Source organism: Streptomyces sp. NPDC050548 (assembly GCF_044457385.1).
Taxonomy (GTDB): Bacteria; Actinomycetota; Actinomycetes; order Streptomycetales; family Streptomycetaceae; genus Streptomyces.
This window is the reverse complement of record NZ_JBITGV010000021.1, coordinates 137,211-154,784: the sequence shown is the minus strand read 5'-3', so window position 1 is coordinate 154,784 and position 17,574 is coordinate 137,211. Positions and strand designations below refer to the sequence as shown.

Genomic DNA, 17,574 nt, shown 5'->3' with positions numbered 1-17,574 from the left:
GCGCGCGGTCTGCTCCGCAGACACGACGCGGTGTCGCTACGCGACACTCACCGCGCTCCGCGCGGAAGACCGGAACTCCGTTCCGGTCACCGGCTCGCTCCGCGATCCAGTACCGGTGCCAGCCTCCGGCCGGCCCCGGACAGGGCCGGTGCGCTCCGCGCCCCAACCCTGCTAAAAGCGGCTGGCTGGAGGGGGTGGCGGGTACCGGTCAGATCGGTCCGAGTGGCACCCTCCCTGACTGCCACTCGGACTGTCAGAGCCGACCACTTCCAGGCAACTCCGAACACTGACGTGCGTCACTTCTAATGGTCGGCTAGATTCTGTGATTACGGTTCATTGCCTCTCCGGCATTGAGTCGGCTGAAATCTCAGCTTAAAATTCTCTCTCAGGGAGTTTCATAAATAGTGCGAGAAATGGATTCAGGATGACGCGTATGATTCTTCGCCCGCATCAGATTGAAGCCGTTGATTCGGTGCTGCGGAATCTCTCAGAACAGCCAGAAAAGGATATCCATCCCGGTGGTTTGCGGACTCAGGTAATTGCCGCTACCGGGTCCGGCAAAACCCTGATTGGTATGGAGTCGGCGAATCGTCTCTCGGCTCACCGGGTACTGGTATTGGTGCCGACTTTGGACCTGCTGTTGCAGATGGCTGCCGCGTGGCGGGAAGGAGGCCGTCGCGGCGCGATGATCGGGGTGTGCTCCCTGCGGGGTGCGGACAGCCAAGGCGTGCCGTGCACGACGGACCCGGACGAACTCGTCGCGTGGACGGCCGGCCCCGAGACCGTCACCGTGTTCGCCACCTACGCCTCGGTCGGTATGGGCGCTCTGCAGCGCGCGCACGCTGCAGGCCTGCCCGTGTGGGACCTGATGGTCGTGGACGAAGCGCACCGGGTCAGTGGTGACGGCCTGAAGCCATGGGCGGCCGTGCACGACCAGGCGCAGGTTCCCGCCGTCCGCCGGTTGTACATGACCGCCACCGCCCGCGTCTGGGAAGCCGAGGGCGACCAGCCGCGCATGGTCGCGTCCATGGATGAGGACTCGCCGGTCTTCGGCCCGGTCGCGTACAAGCTGAAGCTGTCCGAGGCGATCCGTACGGGGCTGGTGGCGCCCTATCAGGTGCTGTGCTTGGACATCCGCGATCCCTCGCTGTACGCCGCACTGACCATGGAGGCGACCGGCTCCGACGCCGTACGCGGAGCGCGGTTGGCTGCTGTGCAGACCGGGTTGATGCGGGCGGCGAGTCAGGAGCGGTTCCGTCGCGTACTGAGCTTCCACAGTCGGGTCGGTGAGGCGGAGGCGATGGCGGCCGCGGTGCCGGTGACGGCGGGCCGGCTTGCTGAGGACGATCCCGAGACGTTCCCTCCTGCCGAGCAGGTGTGGGCGGAGTGGCTGTATGGGGAGCATGCGCCCGCGCACCGCCGCAATGTGCTGAATGAGTTCGCCTCTGATTTCCTCGGTGGGCCAGAGTTTGAGGGCCAGGATGTGCGCGCTGAATTGAGGGTTCTTTCCTCGGTTCGTGTTTTGGGTGAAGGCGTCGATACAGCCGAGTGTGATGCGGTTCTTTTCGCGGACGCGCGCGGGTCGATGGTGGATATCGTGCAGATGGTCGGGCGTGCCCTGCGGGTGCGTCCCGGGGTCGGGAAACTGGCCACGTTGATCGTTCCCGTATTCCTCGGGGAGGACGAGGATGCGAACGAGCTACTAACCTCGGATGCGTACGGGACCCTCGCGAAGATCCTTGGGGCGCTGCGGGCGCACGACTCGGAGACGATCGAGGCGCTCGCCGATCCGCGCGTCCGCAACAGCCGTTCGGAGGCGGGCGAGGACGACGGCCAGGAGCAGGACGTGGTCCGGGTCGGCAGTGCGGCTGCCGGGGTGCTGCGGTTCAGCGAGGAACGCGATCCGGCCGTGCTTACCCAGTTCGTGCGGCTGCGGGTCGTCGACCCTGAGGCCGCGTACTGGCGGCGCGGGATCGAGGCGGCGACCAGGTGGCGGCGGGAGAGCGGCAGTTCGGAGCTGCGGGTGCCGTACACGTACGTGACGCCGGAGGACTGGCCGGCGATTGGTGGGCATCCGCTGGGGGTGTGGGTGGCGGATCAGCGCCGGTACTACGCGGCCGGGGTGCTGGCGGCGTCCCGTGTCGTCGAGTTGGAGGCGCTGGGGATGGTGTGGTCGGTGCAGGCGTCCGCGTGGGATTCCGGCCTCGCCGTGGCCCGGTCGTACGCGGCCGTGCACACGCACTTCCTCCCTGCGGCTTCGGTGGTCTGGGAGGACTTCCCGCTCGGGGTGTGGGCCAAGAACCAGCGTGCGGCGGCCCGGAAGGCGGCGGAGAACGCCGCACGGCGCGAGGCGGGGGAAGTCGTCCCGGCCGCTGGCGAGCTGTCAGCGGCCCGTCTGGAGGCTCTCGCTGACGTGGATCCGGGGTGGTGCCCGGCGTGGGAGATCGGCTGGCAGCGCTGCTACCGGCTCACGCTCGCCCACGTCCAGACCGGTGGCGCACTCTCGACCGGGCCCGGTCAGCTGATCGTGCAGGGCGAGGATTTGGGGGTGTGGATCGCCGGGCAGCGGGCCGGATGGGACCGTCTGATGCCCGCGCAGCAGTACCTCCTGACCACGATCGGAGTCGAGCCTGCGGGCGAGGGTGAGCCGGTCGCGGGCGCGGTCCGGTCGCAGGATGCCCGGTGGGCTGCGAACCTCGCGGCGGCGCAGCAGTTCCATGCCCGCGAAGGCCATCTGCTGGTCCCCCGTAAGCATATCGAAACGATCACCCTGAACGGCGACGGCGGTCGGGAGGAAGCCGTGAAACTTGGAGCGTGGCTCGGCAACACCCGCCGCCGCGCCGGGAAGTTGAGCGACCAACGCCGCGCCGACCTCGATGAGTTGGGCATGCGCTGGAGGTGAATCTTGCCAAGACCGGGTCGAGGTGACGTAGCTGCCTGTATGAAATGAGGACAGATGGGAATCAAGGTCAAGATCGGTCACCCGCGTGCCTCGTCCTCGGACATCGGCGAAGGCGGCACGGCATCAAGTCGTCTCACTGAGCGTCAGCGTCCAGCCGCCGACCTCGTACGACGCGGGGAAGGCACCTTCCAACCAGGTCACACTGTGTTGATCAACCCAGCCGACCTCAAAATGCAGCGTACGGACCCGTCCGCCTTCCACGGCTCAAGCGTCTCACTGCCGTCCCGTTTCAGCAGGCCCCGGCGCCAGGGGCACCGCCGGTGCCGGGCGTACGTCTGGGGAGTTCTCGTGTCCGTTGCTCACGCATGCTGTTCATCGCCGACTGAGTGAATCACCGTGGGTGCTGGCTGCTTCGGCGACCGTCGGTGAGCGCGGCGAGCAGGTCCGCGTGCCTCGGCTGCTGCTCGGTATCGGGGTAGCGGATGTCCTCGCCTTCCAGGGCGCTGCCGGTGCGGGTGGGTGGCGCAATGGGCCTCTTGTCGGGCTCTGTCGGGTGGCTGACTATGCGTTACAGGCGGTTGGTTGCCGTGACGGAGTGGGGGGCCTATGTCTACGGGAACGGGCGGGGATTACTGGTTGGACAAGGCGCTGCCCAGCGTGTTCAAGCACGAGTTGCTGAAGCGCTACTTGCCTCAGTTCGGTGGGATGACGGGATCTCAGTCACTCGACAAGCGGGTCGTCTATCTGGACGGGTACGCGGGTGAGGGCCGTTACGAGAACGGCGAGCCGGCGTCGGCGGAGATCGCGCTGCGGGTCGCCTCGTACTTCCGTGCCCAACGCGGGATCACTGTGGAGTGCTTCTTCACGGAGGCGCAGCAGAAGTCGTTCGGGCGGTTGCACAAGGTCGTCGAGCACTACCGGGCCGGCGGTGTGCTGGCGCACGCTCACCGCGGCGAGGTGGACGGCGTTCTCGGCAGCGTGGTCCAGCGGGCCGTGCGCGAGCCGCTGTTCCTCTTCCTGGACTCGTGCGGGCTGGTCCTGTCCCAGGAGCGGCTCGGTGATGTGCTGGCGTGGCAGCGGCCGCTGAAGAAGCCGGCGACGGAGTTGCTGATGAACTTCTCCATGATGGCTGTGTGGCGCCTGGGTGGTCACGTCCGCTCCCCGAAGGGCAACGAGCGGTCGCTGCTGCGCTTCGACGACGTGTGCGGCGGCCCGTGGTGGCGCGAGTACTTCGCTGATGCGGCGATGGTTTCCGCGAGGGATGGCGCTGCGGAGGGTGCCATCGAGGCCGTGGCAGCCGAGTACGCCCGCCGGTTGGCCCGGCGTACGGGCATGTTCGTGCAGTCTGTGCCCGTCTCACACGCCCCGCACAAGCGCGCCGTCTACCGGTTGGTCTTCGCGACCCGGAGCCCGTACGGGCTGTGGGTGTTCGGTGACACCGTCGCCCGGGCGCGAGACGAGTGGTGGAAAACCTTCGACCTGCGTGAAGAAGATGAGGGGGAAGGACAGTTGTCGTTCTTCTCCGCGCGCCCGGACCCTCAGGAAGTCGAGAGCGAGGCGGTGCTGGAGATCGCAGGCAATCTGGAGAATCTGCTGCTGCGCACCCGGCGCCCCATCAAGCTGGTGGACCACGCCCTGGAGGTGTTCGGCAGGTTTTACGGCCAGGTGGCCGAGCCGGTGGCGCGCGGGGCGGTACGGCTCCTGTATGAGCAGGGCAAAACTCCCAGCAATGGCGTAGGCGTCCGTAGGATCCGGGAAATCACGGTCCATCCCATGGGCCTCGCGGCCTGAGCCGCGGACAGAGTCGGCTGTTGCTCACACCGTCGCGAGCAGTGGCATCTGGTCCCAGGTACGGCCGTGCAGTTCGCGGCCGCCGGCCTTCGGTGTGCGGCCGCCCCACTGTTTGAGGAAGAACGCCACGTCGGCCTGCTGGCAGGTGTCGCGGATCTGTGTCACCCATGCTTCTTCCAGGGGACGGTGCCCGGGGCCGGACTCGCCGCCGGCGATGACCCAGTCGATGCCGGTCAGTTCCAGGCCGTCCAGCGGTCCCAGCGGCGGCTCGCACGACAGGAACTTCACCGCCGCCGGCACCTGACGCAGGTCGTCGACGCGGGGCAGCTCTTTCATGCTCTCCACGGACACGCCCATCCAGAGGTTCGTCGGCCACTCCAGGCGGTCGGTGACCTGCCGCAGGCGCCGCGCCCGCTTGGTGAGCACCTGGTAGGTGTGCTGCGGAGTGTCCGCGATCACGTCGAAGACGCGGCGCACATAGTCGAGCGGCACCCGGGCGTGGAAAAGGTCGCTCATGGAGTTCACGAACACGGTGCGCGGGCTCTTCCGCCCGTATGGCACGCGTAGGGCGTCCGGATGCAGCGTCAGCCCGAAGCCCGGCCCGGACGTTCGCGGATCGCCGTCAGCCTGGTACTTTGGCGAGTCCATTGCCTTCAGCCGTTTCGACAGCGCCAGCGTGTAGCAGTTGTCACACCCAGGCGAGACGCGGTCGCAGCCCGTTGTCGGGTTCCATGTCGCCTCGGTCCACTCGATCGAACTACGATCACCCACGGTCGGCCGTCCATCCCCTCGAACCGAGCCTGTCCACCGGTCCCACGACGCCCCGTTGGCTGACCAACGAGGCGCCGTGCAACCGGACACCGGCATCCAACCGCCCCGCCGCAGAGCGGTCCCCAGCACCCCGGCCATGGAACATATGTTCACATGCTGCGAGGTGGAGAGACCGCTGTAAACAGGGTGTCGTCAGGCGGCGAAGCCGATGTTGGTGACGTACTCGTACTGCCCCCACTGCGAGCCGAGGTCGACGGCCTGGTCGACCCAGGCGTCGTCCAGTGCCTGGGTGTCGCCGGCCGCCCACGCGGCGACGATCCGGTCCCAGTGGCGGACGTTCAGGGTCCGGAACTCCACCGCCCGCTGGTGGGGGCGGTCCACCTGGGACTGGTTGAGGGGGTGGATCTCCACGCGGGTGCCGCGGTTGAGGCGGGCGAGGAGGTAGCGGGCGACGTTCTCGCGGCGGACGGTGCGGTAGGCCTGTTCGATCGCGGCGAGGTTTTTGCGCGAGGGGGTGCGGGTGCCGTTCAGCCAGGCGCGCAGGGTGCGGTGGGTGACGGTCAGTCCGGCGGTGCGGGCGGCGGCGTGGGCGTGGTCGGTGCGGGTGAGGTAGTGGAGGCGGGCTTGGAGGCCGCGGCGGGCGGTGATGGGGGTGGCGATGTAGCCGGCGAGGGCGTCGAGCTGGCGGGCGACGGCTTCGTGGCCTTTGATGCCGCGGGCGCCGTATTTGCCGAAGTCGAGGTTGCGCTCGGGCATGTCAGGCTTCTTCCGGGGTCGTGTGGTCGGCGTGGCCGACGGTGTAGACGTCCTTGACCTTGACCTCGGTGACGCCGCGTCCTTCGGGGAAGACGGTGCGCCAGTCGCCGGCCACGTGCAGTTCGTCGGTACCCATGGCGCGGAGGACGATCAGGCCTTCGTCGTAGGCGCGGTGGGCTTTCCACCACAGGTTCGCGAACGCCTGGGAGCGGATGAGGTGCATCCAGTCGGTGCGGTAGAGGTCGCGGTTGTAGTTCGACTCCCCCATGGTCGAGACGAACTTCGAGTACATCGCCTTCACGTACTCCAACGTCACCTCATCGCCGTCGGCGATCGCGGTGTCGCGGGCGTCCTTGAGGGTGATGCGGAATTTCTCCAGCAGGCCTTCGGTGGCCCCGGAGGTCCACGATTCGTGGATCACGGGCGGTTCGCACAGGGCGTACTTCGGGCTGGAGATCCGCAGGAGGAGGCGCAGGGTCGGCTCGGTCACCCACAGGGGGCCGGCTTCGTCGCGGTTGCCGATCGGGTTGGGGAGGACCTGGTCGTGGTCCCAGGCGGGCGGGGTGATCAGGTGGATGCCGGCCCGGCGGCGGTCGTGGTGACCGCCGGTGGAGTGTTCGAGCTGGCCGAGGGGGAGGTGGGTCTTGAGTGCGGACAGGTAGGCGCCGTTGATGTCGAGCGCGGTCACCTCGTGCACACCGGCCGGGAGCTCCGGCCGGCTCCACTTGGGGCGGGCTTCCCAGATCTGGTCGGCGCCGCGGGCGGTCTGTTTGCGCAGGACGTCGGGCAGCCAGGGGTGCGCGACGACGTCGTAGCGGCCGCCCTTGCGCGTGTGGTCCAGCAGGGCCATCGCGTCCGGGATCGCCCGCTTCACCAACACCGCGGTCGCCGCCTCCACATCACCGGCGTACTCGGCGAGCGCGGCGGTGACGGCGGACGTGATCAGGTCGGGGGTGTCGGCGGTCTGCATACGACGCCCGACCGGCACGACCCTCACCCCGCGCCCGGCCTGCTGTACCGGCCTGCCCGCGGACGCCGGACGCCGCACCTCCGCACGCCCGGCCGGCACCGGCTCCGGACCCGACTCCGGGGCGGGTTCCGGGGCGGGTTCCGGGGCGGGCTCCGGGGCGGGCTCCGGGGCGGGCTCCGGGGCGGGCTCCGGGGCGGGCTCCGGGGCGGGTTCCGGCCCCGACTCCGGGGCGGGTTCGGCGGCCGGGACGGTCCCGGCGGGACTGCAGTCCGCAGGGTCCAGGTGCTGGGGGAACCCCTCGACCTCGTGATCGGCGGGCTGCCCGCACAGCACACACGGCCGCGGGACAACAAGCTCACCCACGTCGTCCAAGCCGGACAGTTCGGCCGGGCCGGACAGTTCGGCCGGGGCGTCGGGATCCGCCGGCTCCTCTGCAGGCTCGACGGCAAGCTCCGTGTCCGTGTCCGTGGTTGCGGTGGCGTCCAGTTTGGTGCGGGCTCCCTTGAGGAAGTACGCATACTTCTCCCGCACTTCACCACCCGGGTCACGCCCCGACTCCCAGCCCCCGACCGTGGACGCACCGACACCCAGAGCCTGCGCGAGCTGAGCACGGGAGACGCTCAGCGCCTCCCGCAGCAGGCGGCGCTCCTCAACAGGCGGCAAGGGGGTTTCCTGCCCTGCCCGGGCGAGCAGGGCATCGATCGCCCCGAAGTCCGTCACCACACTCCCCCGTCCTGCACCGCGGTCGTCCGGCGGGCACGGGCTTTGGTACGGCCGAGCGGCCGACGGCGACGCGCGGGCAGGGACTCCGTGGCCCGCGTGGGACCGGCCAACAGCTCCAGCACGTCGATTCCGTAATGTGCGGCCACACTGTCGCAGTCGGCCAGACTCCAGGCAGCCGCCCCGGACTGACGGCGACTCACCTGCGCCTGACTCACCCCCAGCACAGCCGCAAGATCGACCTGCGACTCACCCGACGCATACAGAAGCGCAGCCACCGCCAACCGCACCCGCTCACCCAGAGCCATACTCATAATGTCGATTCTACCACGCATATCACATTCAACATGCGTTACAAGCATGAACCGAATAGCGATGGTGAAGGCCGCACACGACATGGCGCTACGACAGCAGCACACGAACACACCAAGCCAGCGGTTTCACACTCGCCCCAGCCCTGCGCGTAGGTGAGTACGCGCACTCATGCCCTGCACCCACCGCTCACGTGACGATACGGGCCAGACCACGCACGCCGGGCCGCACCGGCAGACCAGGGAGCCAACAGCACGTGCTCAGCACCTTCGCCCGTACCGTCGTCCCCTTCCTCGGCCACCTGACAGTGACCACCGCGACGTCCCGTGCCATCGCGCCCGGCAGCATCGTCGCCCCCAACCACACCGCCCTCGCCGACCCCGCACTCGTCCTGGCCGCGCTGCACCGCCTGGGCACCGAACCCGTCGTCCTCGCCACCGCAGGGCTGTGGAGGATCCCGGTCCTCGGCCGCCGCCTCACTCGCGAGGGCCACATACCGGTTCACCGGGGCAGCCGCAGCGCGGCGGCAGCACTGGACCTGGCGGCCGAGGCGCTCGCAGCCGGCCGGGTCGTGGTGCTCTATCCCGAAGGCGGACTCCCGCGGCGCCGGGACTCCACCGACCGCGAACCCGGCCACTTCCGCACCGGCCTGGCCCGCCTCGCACTCGCCACCGGCGCACCCGTGGTCCCCCTCGGGCACGCCGGAGCCCGCCGGATCGTCTCCGGCAGTCGACTCAAACAGCTCAGCGGCATCGCCACCGCGCCCCTGCGCCGCCCCGACCTGCACATCCACCTCGGCGAACCCTTCCATCTCACCGGCGACATGACCGAGGCCACCGCACACGCCCGCACGGCCGTGCACGAAGCGTGGCGTCAGGCCGTCAGCCACCTGCCGTCCGTCCTGCCCACGTGAGTCCGACTCCGTGCATGGCCATCGGCCGCCGCAACCCACATCCTCCACGCCCTCGGGTGGGCACGCCGTCCCACGATGTACGGCCGTTGGCACTCGCTGTGGCCCGCCACGTGGCAGGCGGTCACACACGTCCCGGCCGCCAACTCGGCTACGTGCCAGCCGACTTCAGAAAGCGCTGCGCATCCACCACAGGGTGTTGAGACGCGGTTCGGCCTCCGCCCTCAGCCGTCGATGCGGTACGAGCCCGCTCGCTCCCGGCAGACCCCGTAGGCCGCATCGCCTGAGGTGGAACGAGGAGCGCCACGCGCAACAGGTCGGTTCACCCGGGCCTGGACGCATGGCGAGGCCGTCGCGCCTGATCGACCGCCGGTGGGAAACGCATCGAATTCCGACCGGCGGCAGATTCAGGGTCTGCCCGGCCCAAGAGGGTGAGGGCACCGTGGGGCAGGCAGGAACACGAGGCCGTACGCCAACGGCGGCCCGCCTGCGGCAGCTCGCCGAGGGGCGTACCGACCGCGAGACAGCCCGCGCGCTGTTCCTGAGCGAGATCACCGTGACGTCACATCCGCGCCGGATCTTCCAGGGGTATCGCCGAGATACGAGTCGAAGGAGCAATGGGTTGATCTTGAAGCCCTCTCAGGTGGTGCCTTCGGCTTCGTCGGTATCGGCGAGGATGCGGTAGACAGTGGCGACCGAGGGCCGCTGGCCCTTGGTCTTGCCCGAGGTGATGACCAGCTTCTGGGCAATCTGCGGTACGGGCACGCCGTTGGCCCGCAGGCTGCGGGCGTAGTCGGTCGGCCATGTCGTCGTCGACGACCTTGGGGCGTCCGCCGTGACGGCCGCGCTCGCGGGCGGACGCCTGGCCCTCCAGGGACTTCTCCCGGATGTACTCGCGCTCCGACTCCGTCATGCCGGCGAAGAACGCGAAGAGGGCGGCGCCGTGACCGGATGGGTCGTAGACCCCTTGGAGGGGTCCGGTGAGGAGTTCGAGCTGGATGTCGTGGTGGCGCAGGTCCTCGGCGATGGCCAGAAGTTCGGCGGCGCCGCGGCCCAGACGCTTCATCTCGTGCACCGTGAAAATCACCCGTTGGTGGGGGACGGCCTTCTTGATGGTGCGGGCGAAGTCCATCGGTGTCGAACATGCGCCCGCCGGTGTGTGTGCCCTGTTCTCCCGAAGCTGCCGTGAAGTGACAAGTAGCTCTCCGTAGCGGATCTGGGGTGCGCTTGTCAGCGTTTTCGATCTTCTGGGTCCATCGAGGGCCGTGCTCGGCGACGTTGGTCCGGTCATGACGACCGAAAGGAGCCGGGGTGCGGCGGGAGTGGGAGCCGGATGACCTGATCGAGGATTGGACGCTGCTGGAGGAGGACCAGGAGCGGCTGCGGAACAACTTGATGCCGGGCTCGACCAGGATCGAGGGGACGTCGCTGTAGGAGCGGCGGGTCACCTCGCGCAGTTCGTGGAGCACGGACGGCACGGTGGAGCAGATCGCGATGCCGTCGATGCCGTCCCCGAGGTCGCCCAGCAGCGGGTGCATGCCCATCAGGCCCTGCAGCAGCACCGCCAGCTCGTCCGCCGTGCGCCGCGCCTCGGTGGAAATCCGCCAGTGTTCGACGATCTCCTGCCCGTCGAACAGTCCCAGCACGGTGTGGGTGTTGCCGACGTCGATGGTGAGCAGCGTCCGCCGCTACGCTTCCCTCTGCACTGTCGGCGCTTCCGCGCGCAGGTCGAGGCCGATGTCCAGGATCGGGGCGGAGTGCGTGAGGGCCCCGACGGACAGGAAGTTCACGCCCGTCTCGGCGTACGCGCGGGCGGTGGCCAGGGTGAGCCGCCCGGAGGACTCCAGGAGGGCCCGGCCGGCGACGACGGCGACCGCCTCGGCGGTCTCGTCGGGCGTGAAGTTGTCCAGCAGGATCAGGTCCGCACCCGCGGCCAGCGCCTCCCGCAACTGGTGCAGGGTGTCGACCTCGACCTCGACCGGCACCTCCGGGAACTCCGCGCGGACCAGCGCGAACGCCCGGGCGACGCCACCGGCCGCGATCACGTGGTTGTCCTTGACCAGGGCGGCGTCCGAGAGCGACATCCGGAGGTTGAGGCCGCCGCCGCAGCGCACCGCGTACTTCTCCAGCGACCGCAGCCCCGGCGTGGTCTTGCGGGTGTCGCGCACCTGCGCCCTGGTGCCCTCGATCGCCAGCACCCACCTGTTGGTCGCGGTGGCGATGCCGGACAGCCGGCACAGCAGGTTCAACGCGCTGCGCTCGGCGGTCAACAGGTCCCGGGTGCGGGCGGTGACCGTGAGCAGCCGCTGGCCGGCGGCCACCGACTCGCCGTCGGCCACGTGCCGCTCGACCGCGAAGTCGTCGCCGCACACCACGGACAGGACCGCCTCGGCCACCGGTAGCCCGGCTACCACACCGGCCTCGCGGGCGGTGAAGTCGCCCGTCGCGCGGGCGTCCTCGGGCACGATGGCCACCGTGGTCACGTCGGCGCCCTGGTCGAGGTCCTCCTCGATGGCCAGGTGCGCGACGTCCTCGACCACCACGGGATCCAGCCCGGCAGCGGCCAGCAGCTCGGCCAGCTCCGGGTCCAGGCCGCGCTCCAGCGGGTCGAGCCCGTAGTCGTCGCCGTCGTCCAGTGCCCCGCCCCCGCACCCCGCCCCGCACACCCCGGCGCCGCTGCCGTCCACTCCGACGGCGGCGGTCCGGTCCGGCGGGCCGAACTGCGGCAGGGGCACGGACTGGGGCGGACGGTCGGGGGTGGTCACGGCTGCTACTCCTTTGCGGTGGCGCTGTGGTCGGCGCGGTGGTGGGTGTGGGCCGAACGACACGCTGAGTTACGTGTCACTTCGCGGCAGCTTCGCGAGAACAGAGCCTCATCGGTTGGTCCCGGTCGTGAGGGGGAGGAAGTCGGCGAAGCGAGGCGCGCCGGGCTCGTGCGGCACGCGCGTGGCGCGCGCGGCGAAGCTGACGGCGTGATACCACCCGCACAGCAGAAGCAGATCGAGCAACTGGAGCTCGTCGAAGACCGACACGAGCCGTGTCCACAGCGCGTCATCGATGTCGGAACGCTCGTGCAGCGCATCGACAGCGAGGATGAGCAGCCGTTCCCGCTCGGACGTCCAGCACGCGTCAGCGGGGCCGCCGTGTACCAGGGATGCTGCCTGCTCGCGGGTGAGTCCGACCCGCTCGGCGAACGTCATCATGTGCACGCCCCACTCGTACTCGCAGCCGCACAGCGCGCACGTCCGGTCGATGACGATCTCGCGTTCCCGCATGGTCAGGGTCAGCTGTCTGCCCAACTCGTAGCGACCCCACCCGTGCATGGCGTCGGCCATGGGGAGGTTTCTGGCGAACATCCGGAACAGCCCGATCGGCGGGGCCTCCCCGGGCATCATGCGCATGAGCAGTGCGCCGGCCTGGTCGGTGTACGGCGGGTCCAGCAGGGCTATCCGCGACATCGGCTCTCCCGTCGAGTTCGTTTCGAAATCAGAAACGCCAAGTGGATGCTAGTGTTTCGAATAACGAAACGCAAGGACTAGGAGGGGTATGCCGACACCGCGCCCAGGAACGCCGGTTCGTGGATCGACGACCGGCCGTCCCCTCATGGCCGCGATGGACCTGTTCGGCCGTCGGTGGGCGCTGCGAATTCTCTGGGAACTGCGTGGGGGTCCGCTCGGCGCCCGCGCGCTACTGGCACGGTGCGAAGGGCTATCGTCCAGCGTCCTCTACCAGCGGCTCCGTGAACTCGCATCGAGCGGGATCATCTCCCCCTCGGCCGATGGCTACGAGCTCACTCGGCTGGGGACAGCACTCAGGCACGCCCTCGGTCCGCTCGACGAATGGGCGATCACCTGGGCGCAGGAGCAAGAACACAACGATCAGGAGCCCACGGAGACGTGAAGGTCACGCCCGACCAGGTGGAGCGGTGATCTGACGGCCGCCGACTCGGGACACGGGCTCACGCGGCCTGCGAAAACCGCCTCTTCTGCCGTATGTGTGGGTGCCTGACCAGCCCTGATACGTGAAACACGCCGTCTTGTGCATATGGTTCAGGGTCTCTGAGGTCAAGATCCACATGCGGGAAGACGGCGTGTCTGCGAACAGGGTATGGAAACGGCTGCTGACGGTCGAACGGGCCGTGGTCGAGCAGGTCGAGATCGACCAGGATGCGGGTGTGCTGGTCGCCCGGGTGCGGCCGGTGGTGCGGGAGCGGCACCGGTGCGGGATCTGCCGTCGCCCCGGGCGCGGCTATGACCAGGGGCGCGGTCGGCGCCGCTGGCGTTGTCTGGACGCCGGCACCATGAAGGTGTTCCTCGAGGCGGAGGCGCCCCGGGTGCGCTGTCGCGAGCATGGCGTGGTGGCGGCCGCGGTGCCCTGGGCATCCGTTCCACGTCGTCGCCTGGGCCACCGAAGCGCTGGACGCCGAGCGCCGCGCGGCGTGGAACCGGGCTCGCCACCAGGCCCGGGATGCCGCCACCGCCAGGGCGTTGAAGGACTCCCGCTTCGCGCTGTGGAAGAACCCCGAGGACCTCACCGGCCGCCAGCAGGCCAAGCTGGGCTGGATCGCGGCCACCGATCCGCGCCTGCACCGCGCCTACCTGCTCAACGAAGGCCTGCGCACGGTCTTCGCCATCGCCCGCGAGCAGGGCGCGCAGGCGGCGATCGAGGCCCTGGACCGGTGGCTGCCATGGGCCCAGCGCTGCCGCATCGACACCTTCGTCGACCTCGGCCGCCGCATCCGCCGCCACCGCGAGGTCATCGTCAACGCCATCGTCGAGCGTCTGTCGAACGGGCTCATCGAGTCCACCAACACCAAGACCCGCCTGATCATCCGCCGAGGGTTCGGCTTTCGCACCGCCGGCGCGGTCATCGCCCTCGTCATGCTCACCCTCGGCGGCGAACGCCCGACCCTACCGGGACGCCAACTCGCCTCAACATGACCCACACATCAGTCAGAAGAGCCCGAAAACCCCTCGGTCGCTGGCTCGTCGCCGCGCAGAGGGGTGAAGCCGACGTCCAGCTTCGGGTCGTATGCGTCGGGCTGGATGCCGAGCTCGTGGGTGGAGTACTCGCCGAACTGGTTGATGTGCTCGGTCAGGTACGGCCCCAGAGTCCTAGCCCAGACACCAGGGAACAAGTAACCCGCCAGTAGGTTTCGGCCCTGGCCCTTCGCTCCGAAGGCGCCGGTGACCAGCGGAACGGGGAAGGCCTTCGACATCTCCCAGGTCGGAAGCTTCCCTTGGTTTTGAAGCCCGCAGATGGCTTGCTACGGGGGTTGTCCGGTAGGAACGGACCAGGGAACCGGTGTTGCTGTCAGTAGTTTTGACAGCGTGTGATGTGCGTCGGTGCCGACACTCGACGTCCTAGAGTGTGAGTCGGCCGCCTTGCGTCGGCCCGACTCCAAGCCGTATCGCGCCCACGCCGCGAACGGCGCCGAGGACAAGGGCACCGCCTCACGCACTGATACCTGCCTGTCCGTGGCCGAGTGCCCGCGGCGGGGATGCGTGGGGTCGCCGCCGTCCCCGGGACTCGGGAGCAACCGTGACCACCGACAAGCAGTTCAAGAAGGACGTCCGCGAACTCGCCGACGCCGAAGGCATCTCGTACACCGCCGCTCGTCGGCGCCTGACGGGAGAAGTCGCCGAGGAGCCCCAGGACCGTGCCGCGATGGTGGCTGGCCTGGTCGCCCGCAGCCGCGGCAAGTTCACCACCGAGGAGTTCACCGCCCGGCTGGAGCGCGGCGGCCAGGAGTACGCCGAGTACCTCACCGACGGCCGCCAGGCCGCAATCGAGGCCCTCGAATACGCCCTGGAGCACGGGGTGGACTCGGTCGACGACGAGCTGGCCGCCGTCGCCGCCAGCAAGGGGATGCCGATCACTACGGACGACCTCGCCGAGGCTCTGCGCCGGGTCCGTGACCACAGCCTGGTCATCCACGACGGTTCGGCACTCGCCGAGACCGCCTACTGGGTCGCGGACCGCTACTGGATGCACCGCTGGAACAACGCGCTGGACCGGGCAGCCATCGGGGAGTACGACACCGTCGTCGGACCGAACGTGTACCGGCGGTTCGCGCTCCACGAGTGGATGGCGCCCGGCCACTCCTCCGGCAGCGTGCCCGGACTCTACTGACAGGGACATCGAGATCGCCGCTGCGCTGAGAACCGATCATGGTCCGATGGGTGCGAGCGCGCTGACACGGTTCGCGTACTCGTGGCGGGCGTTGCGCTGGGCCGGGATTGCCGAGGGGGCGTCGAGCGGCTGGCAGCGGTCGAGGAGTTGGCGGTGGACCGCGGGCAGCGCGGGGACGCGGAGTGTGTAGCCCTGGCCGCGTCGTACGGTCACGCCCTGGTCGACGGCGGCCCGCTCGGCGGGCTCCAGTTCGGTGGTGCGGAGGAAGTCGGCGACCTTGCCCGGCATGTCGAGGGTGACCGGCAGCTCCGGGGCCCGGGTTCGGGGCCCGGCGAGTGGTTGGTCGTGTTCCCCGTGGCGGGGGGACATCACGGGCCCCTCGAAGCGGCTTGGGCTTTGCGCGCCATCTGCTGTTCGGAGAGGTCAAGCAGCTGCCCCGTATCCTCCTGAGGACTGAGCCTGTAGGACAGGAGCGATCATGCCGCGGTACCCGAGCTTCCTCCCTCCCGTCGATCACGGTGAGTCATTGTCTCAAGCAGACAAGCCGCCCCGGCCAGGACAGGCGCTTGTCCTGTCACGCATTGCCGAGCAGTGCGGTTGGAAGGCCAGCGAGCAGTGGCACTACAAACCCGGCTCCTACTTGAACCCGATCTTCATGCTGTGGCTTACCTGCCGCGATCGAAAACTCAGCTTGACCTACGGAGTGCAGTGGAAGCGAAGACAGCCAACCTTTGACCTTGGATGGTGGAACCGCGGCGAGGTTGTGAGTTGCCCTGCGGAGTGGCCGAAGATCAAGCGGCTGTCAGGCAAGGCGATACAACAGATACAGTGGGTGATCAGCGCGAATGACGTGTCTGAAGAGGCGGACGCAGTCGACCACGATGGCCTACTCACAGACCTCACCGCGGCCGAGGTAGGTATCTCGGCTGCCCAGTGGCGCGTGTGGGAGCAGCAGCGCACCTCCATGGCGGCGCAGTACGAAGGTCTGCCGCCATGCCCGGCCTGCGGCCAGGAGACAGAGGCCGTCAGCACTGGGCCGAACGGTATCCGCTTCGAACCGTGCGGCCAGAAGATCTGGATCCGCCCGTAGCTACTGGTAGTTCATGAGGAGAAGGTCTTCGGCCTAGGGTGTCCGTCGCCGTGTGCGCAGCTCGTGTGGAAGGGGATGGCATGGGATCGAAGGATGGGGTGGTGCGCTTCAGGGCTGTAACCGCAGACGGTCGACCACCTGGCGGGTCTTCGGAAAGCACGGCAGTTCCGACGTCTATCTGCTGTCTCGCCCACTGAGGGACAGTCGGTCCGGACGGTCTGATCATCGATCTGCGCAATGAGTTCACTCGCCTCCCCGGCTGAACAGGCTTCGGCGGCGGGTGGCCGACGGAGTCTCGGCGAACTCCTTGGCATAGGCCCTAATGAAGTGGCTGCTGTCGCCGAAGTGCCAGCGTGCGGCGAGTTCGGACAGCGTCCAGCAGGTCGAGGTCAGCTCCGCTCTGGCGCGCTCCAGGCGCCGCCGGCGTACGTAGCCCATGACGGACGTCCCCTCATGGGCGAAGGCACGGTACAAGGTCCGCACCGATACGTGCAGCGCGGCGGCGATCACCCGAGGAGTCAGATCGGCGTCGATGAGCAGCCGGACCTCAATGCATTCCTTCGCGGCGGTCACCAGGGCAGGGGAGAATGCCTCGTCGTCAATGCACTGACCCCGCAGCATGCCGTTCAGCAACTCCACCGTCGCGTTGCGCGCCGCGTGGCCCGGATCGCCCGGCAGGTCGGCACACGTGCGCAGGTGGGCCAGGAGCAACCGGGCAGCCAGCGTGTCCTGCGCGGCTGTGGCAAGCCTGCCGGGACCACGCAGATCGACGTCCCGGGCCGGCACGTGCAGCATCAGCGCACGCGTGCCCCGCTGAACCTCGAAGTCCCACGGCGCGTCGTTGCGCCGGACGCACAGCAGCCCCGCGCCGACCATCGACGTCCGGCGCGCCGAGGTGAACAGCCAGCTCCCCCGGAACGTCGCGTGGAGCACCACCCGGTCCTCCAGGTGGCCGTTGGGACCTCCAGTGCTGCCCGTGACAGCGTCGCTGTACTGGTCCTCCACCACCAGGCCCCCGATCGGACGTTGCCTGATACGCACCGAGTACGCCCCCTCGCTGCGCCGCGGCAGACTCAGCGGAGGCGCGGGTACCAGGCCGCCGGCCTGCCGCTGCCACTCGCTGAGCAGGACGTCGTTCCTGCTCTGATCGGCGTAGGGCACGGTGATGTCGATGGTGAACCGGCCGGGGCCGTTATCGGGCTGCATGGCGTCGTACCACC

The 17,574-nt window shown here is 68.8% G+C and carries 17 protein-coding genes and 2 pseudogenes; 8 read left to right on the top strand and 11 right to left on the bottom strand.

Going from position 1 to position 17,574, the window contains the following annotated elements:
- Positions 1-433 precede the first annotated feature (433 nt).
- Together ACIBJH_RS40760 and tcmP are read left to right on the top strand one after the other, a co-directional pair.
- Complete coding sequence (locus ACIBJH_RS40760; RefSeq protein WP_399121986.1) at positions 434-2,902, top strand: Helicase associated domain protein; 2,469 nt, start codon at positions 434-436, stop codon at positions 2,900-2,902.
- A gap of 606 nt (positions 2,903-3,508) precedes the next feature.
- A complete protein-coding gene (gene tcmP, locus ACIBJH_RS40755; protein WP_399121985.1) occupies positions 3,509-4,693 on the top strand; it encodes a three-Cys-motif partner protein TcmP in 1,185 nt (394 codons plus the stop codon).
- A 24-nt stretch (positions 4,694-4,717) separates the two neighbouring features.
- On the opposite strand, the gene ACIBJH_RS40750 is transcribed toward tcmP, so the two are convergent.
- The 4 genes from ACIBJH_RS40750 to ACIBJH_RS40735 form a co-directional block, all read right to left on the bottom strand.
- Positions 4,718-5,464, bottom strand: a complete 747-nt coding sequence (locus tag ACIBJH_RS40750) for a DUF5131 family protein (protein WP_399121995.1) — start codon at positions 5,462-5,464, stop codon at positions 4,718-4,720.
- Positions 5,465-5,656: 192 nt separating this feature from the next.
- Positions 5,657-6,220 carry a transcriptional regulator gene (locus tag ACIBJH_RS40745; RefSeq protein WP_399121984.1) on the bottom strand — a complete coding sequence of 188 codons (564 nt, stop codon included), beginning with the start codon at positions 6,218-6,220 and terminating at the stop codon, positions 5,657-5,659.
- Between the two features lies 1 nt (position 6,221).
- Complete coding sequence (locus ACIBJH_RS40740; protein ID WP_399121983.1) at positions 6,222-7,910, bottom strand: helix-turn-helix domain-containing protein; 1,689 nt, start codon at positions 7,908-7,910, stop codon at positions 6,222-6,224.
- Positions 7,907-8,218 carry a helix-turn-helix domain-containing protein gene (locus tag ACIBJH_RS40735; protein WP_399121993.1) on the bottom strand — a complete coding sequence of 104 codons (312 nt, stop codon included), beginning with the start codon at positions 8,216-8,218 and terminating at the stop codon, positions 7,907-7,909. The genes ACIBJH_RS40740 and ACIBJH_RS40735 overlap by 4 nt, the downstream gene beginning before the upstream one ends.
- Positions 8,219-8,478: 260 nt before the next feature.
- Here ACIBJH_RS40735 and ACIBJH_RS40730 point away from each other — a divergent pair, with 260 nt between their 5' ends.
- Positions 8,479-9,135 (top strand): lysophospholipid acyltransferase family protein, encoded by a 657-nt coding sequence (locus tag ACIBJH_RS40730; RefSeq protein WP_399121982.1) that lies wholly within the window; start codon positions 8,479-8,481, stop codon positions 9,133-9,135.
- Between the two features lie 559 nt (positions 9,136-9,694).
- On the opposite strand, the gene ACIBJH_RS40725 is transcribed toward ACIBJH_RS40730, so the two are convergent.
- A complete protein-coding gene (locus ACIBJH_RS40725) occupies positions 9,695-10,264 on the bottom strand; it encodes a recombinase family protein (protein WP_399121981.1) in 570 nt (189 codons plus the stop codon).
- A gap of 179 nt (positions 10,265-10,443) precedes the next feature.
- Between ACIBJH_RS40725 and ACIBJH_RS40720 the strand changes: the two genes are divergently transcribed.
- Positions 10,444-10,566, top strand: a complete 123-nt coding sequence (locus tag ACIBJH_RS40720) for a hypothetical protein (protein WP_399121980.1) — start codon at positions 10,444-10,446, stop codon at positions 10,564-10,566.
- On the opposite strand, the pseudogene ACIBJH_RS40715 reads toward ACIBJH_RS40720, so the two are convergent.
- The 3 genes and pseudogenes from ACIBJH_RS40715 to ACIBJH_RS40705 all read right to left on the bottom strand — a co-directional run.
- Positions 10,524-10,811, bottom strand: a pseudogene (locus tag ACIBJH_RS40715) (type III pantothenate kinase); the annotation flags it as partial. The gene ACIBJH_RS40720 and the pseudogene ACIBJH_RS40715 overlap by 43 nt on opposite strands.
- A gap of 9 nt (positions 10,812-10,820) precedes the next feature.
- On the bottom strand, positions 10,821-11,861 hold the full coding sequence (gene nadC, locus ACIBJH_RS40710) for a carboxylating nicotinate-nucleotide diphosphorylase (RefSeq protein WP_399121992.1): 1,041 nt from the start codon (positions 11,859-11,861) through the stop codon (positions 10,821-10,823).
- Positions 11,862-12,005: 144 nt separating this feature from the next.
- Positions 12,006-12,590: a carboxymuconolactone decarboxylase family protein gene (locus ACIBJH_RS40705; protein WP_399121979.1), complete on the bottom strand. Its 585-nt coding sequence runs from the start codon at positions 12,588-12,590 to the stop codon at positions 12,006-12,008.
- Positions 12,591-12,735: 145 nt separating this feature from the next.
- On the opposite strand from ACIBJH_RS40705, the gene ACIBJH_RS40700 reads away from it, so the two are divergent.
- Positions 12,736-13,032 (top strand): winged helix-turn-helix transcriptional regulator, encoded by a 297-nt coding sequence (locus ACIBJH_RS40700; RefSeq protein ID WP_399121978.1) that lies wholly within the window; start codon positions 12,736-12,738, stop codon positions 13,030-13,032.
- Between the two features lie 175 nt (positions 13,033-13,207).
- Positions 13,208-14,072 (top strand): annotated as a pseudogene (locus ACIBJH_RS40695) (transposase).
- 8 nt (positions 14,073-14,080) lie between these two features.
- Here ACIBJH_RS40695 and ACIBJH_RS40690 read toward each other — a convergent pair.
- The gene (locus ACIBJH_RS40690; RefSeq protein WP_399121977.1) at positions 14,081-14,350 is read right to left on the bottom strand and encodes a hypothetical protein; all 270 of its coding nucleotides are present in this window, start codon (positions 14,348-14,350) and stop codon (positions 14,081-14,083) included.
- Between the two features lie 323 nt (positions 14,351-14,673).
- On the opposite strand from ACIBJH_RS40690, the gene ACIBJH_RS40685 reads away from it, so the two are divergent.
- Positions 14,674-15,264 (top strand): hypothetical protein, encoded by a 591-nt coding sequence (locus ACIBJH_RS40685; RefSeq protein WP_399121976.1) that lies wholly within the window; start codon positions 14,674-14,676, stop codon positions 15,262-15,264.
- A gap of 36 nt (positions 15,265-15,300) precedes the next feature.
- On the opposite strand, the gene ACIBJH_RS40680 is transcribed toward ACIBJH_RS40685, so the two are convergent.
- Positions 15,301-15,633 (bottom strand): hypothetical protein, encoded by a 333-nt coding sequence (locus tag ACIBJH_RS40680; RefSeq protein WP_399121975.1) that lies wholly within the window; start codon positions 15,631-15,633, stop codon positions 15,301-15,303.
- 157 nt (positions 15,634-15,790) lie between these two features.
- Here ACIBJH_RS40680 and ACIBJH_RS40675 point away from each other — a divergent pair, with 157 nt between their 5' ends.
- Complete coding sequence (locus ACIBJH_RS40675; RefSeq protein ID WP_399121974.1) at positions 15,791-16,354, top strand: hypothetical protein; 564 nt, start codon at positions 15,791-15,793, stop codon at positions 16,352-16,354.
- A gap of 243 nt (positions 16,355-16,597) precedes the next feature.
- Here the strand turns inward: ACIBJH_RS40675 and ACIBJH_RS40670 are convergent, their stop codons facing one another.
- Positions 16,598-17,560, bottom strand: a complete 963-nt coding sequence (locus ACIBJH_RS40670) for an AraC family transcriptional regulator (RefSeq protein ID WP_399121973.1) — start codon at positions 17,558-17,560, stop codon at positions 16,598-16,600.
- Positions 17,561-17,574: the final 14 nt, after the last annotated feature.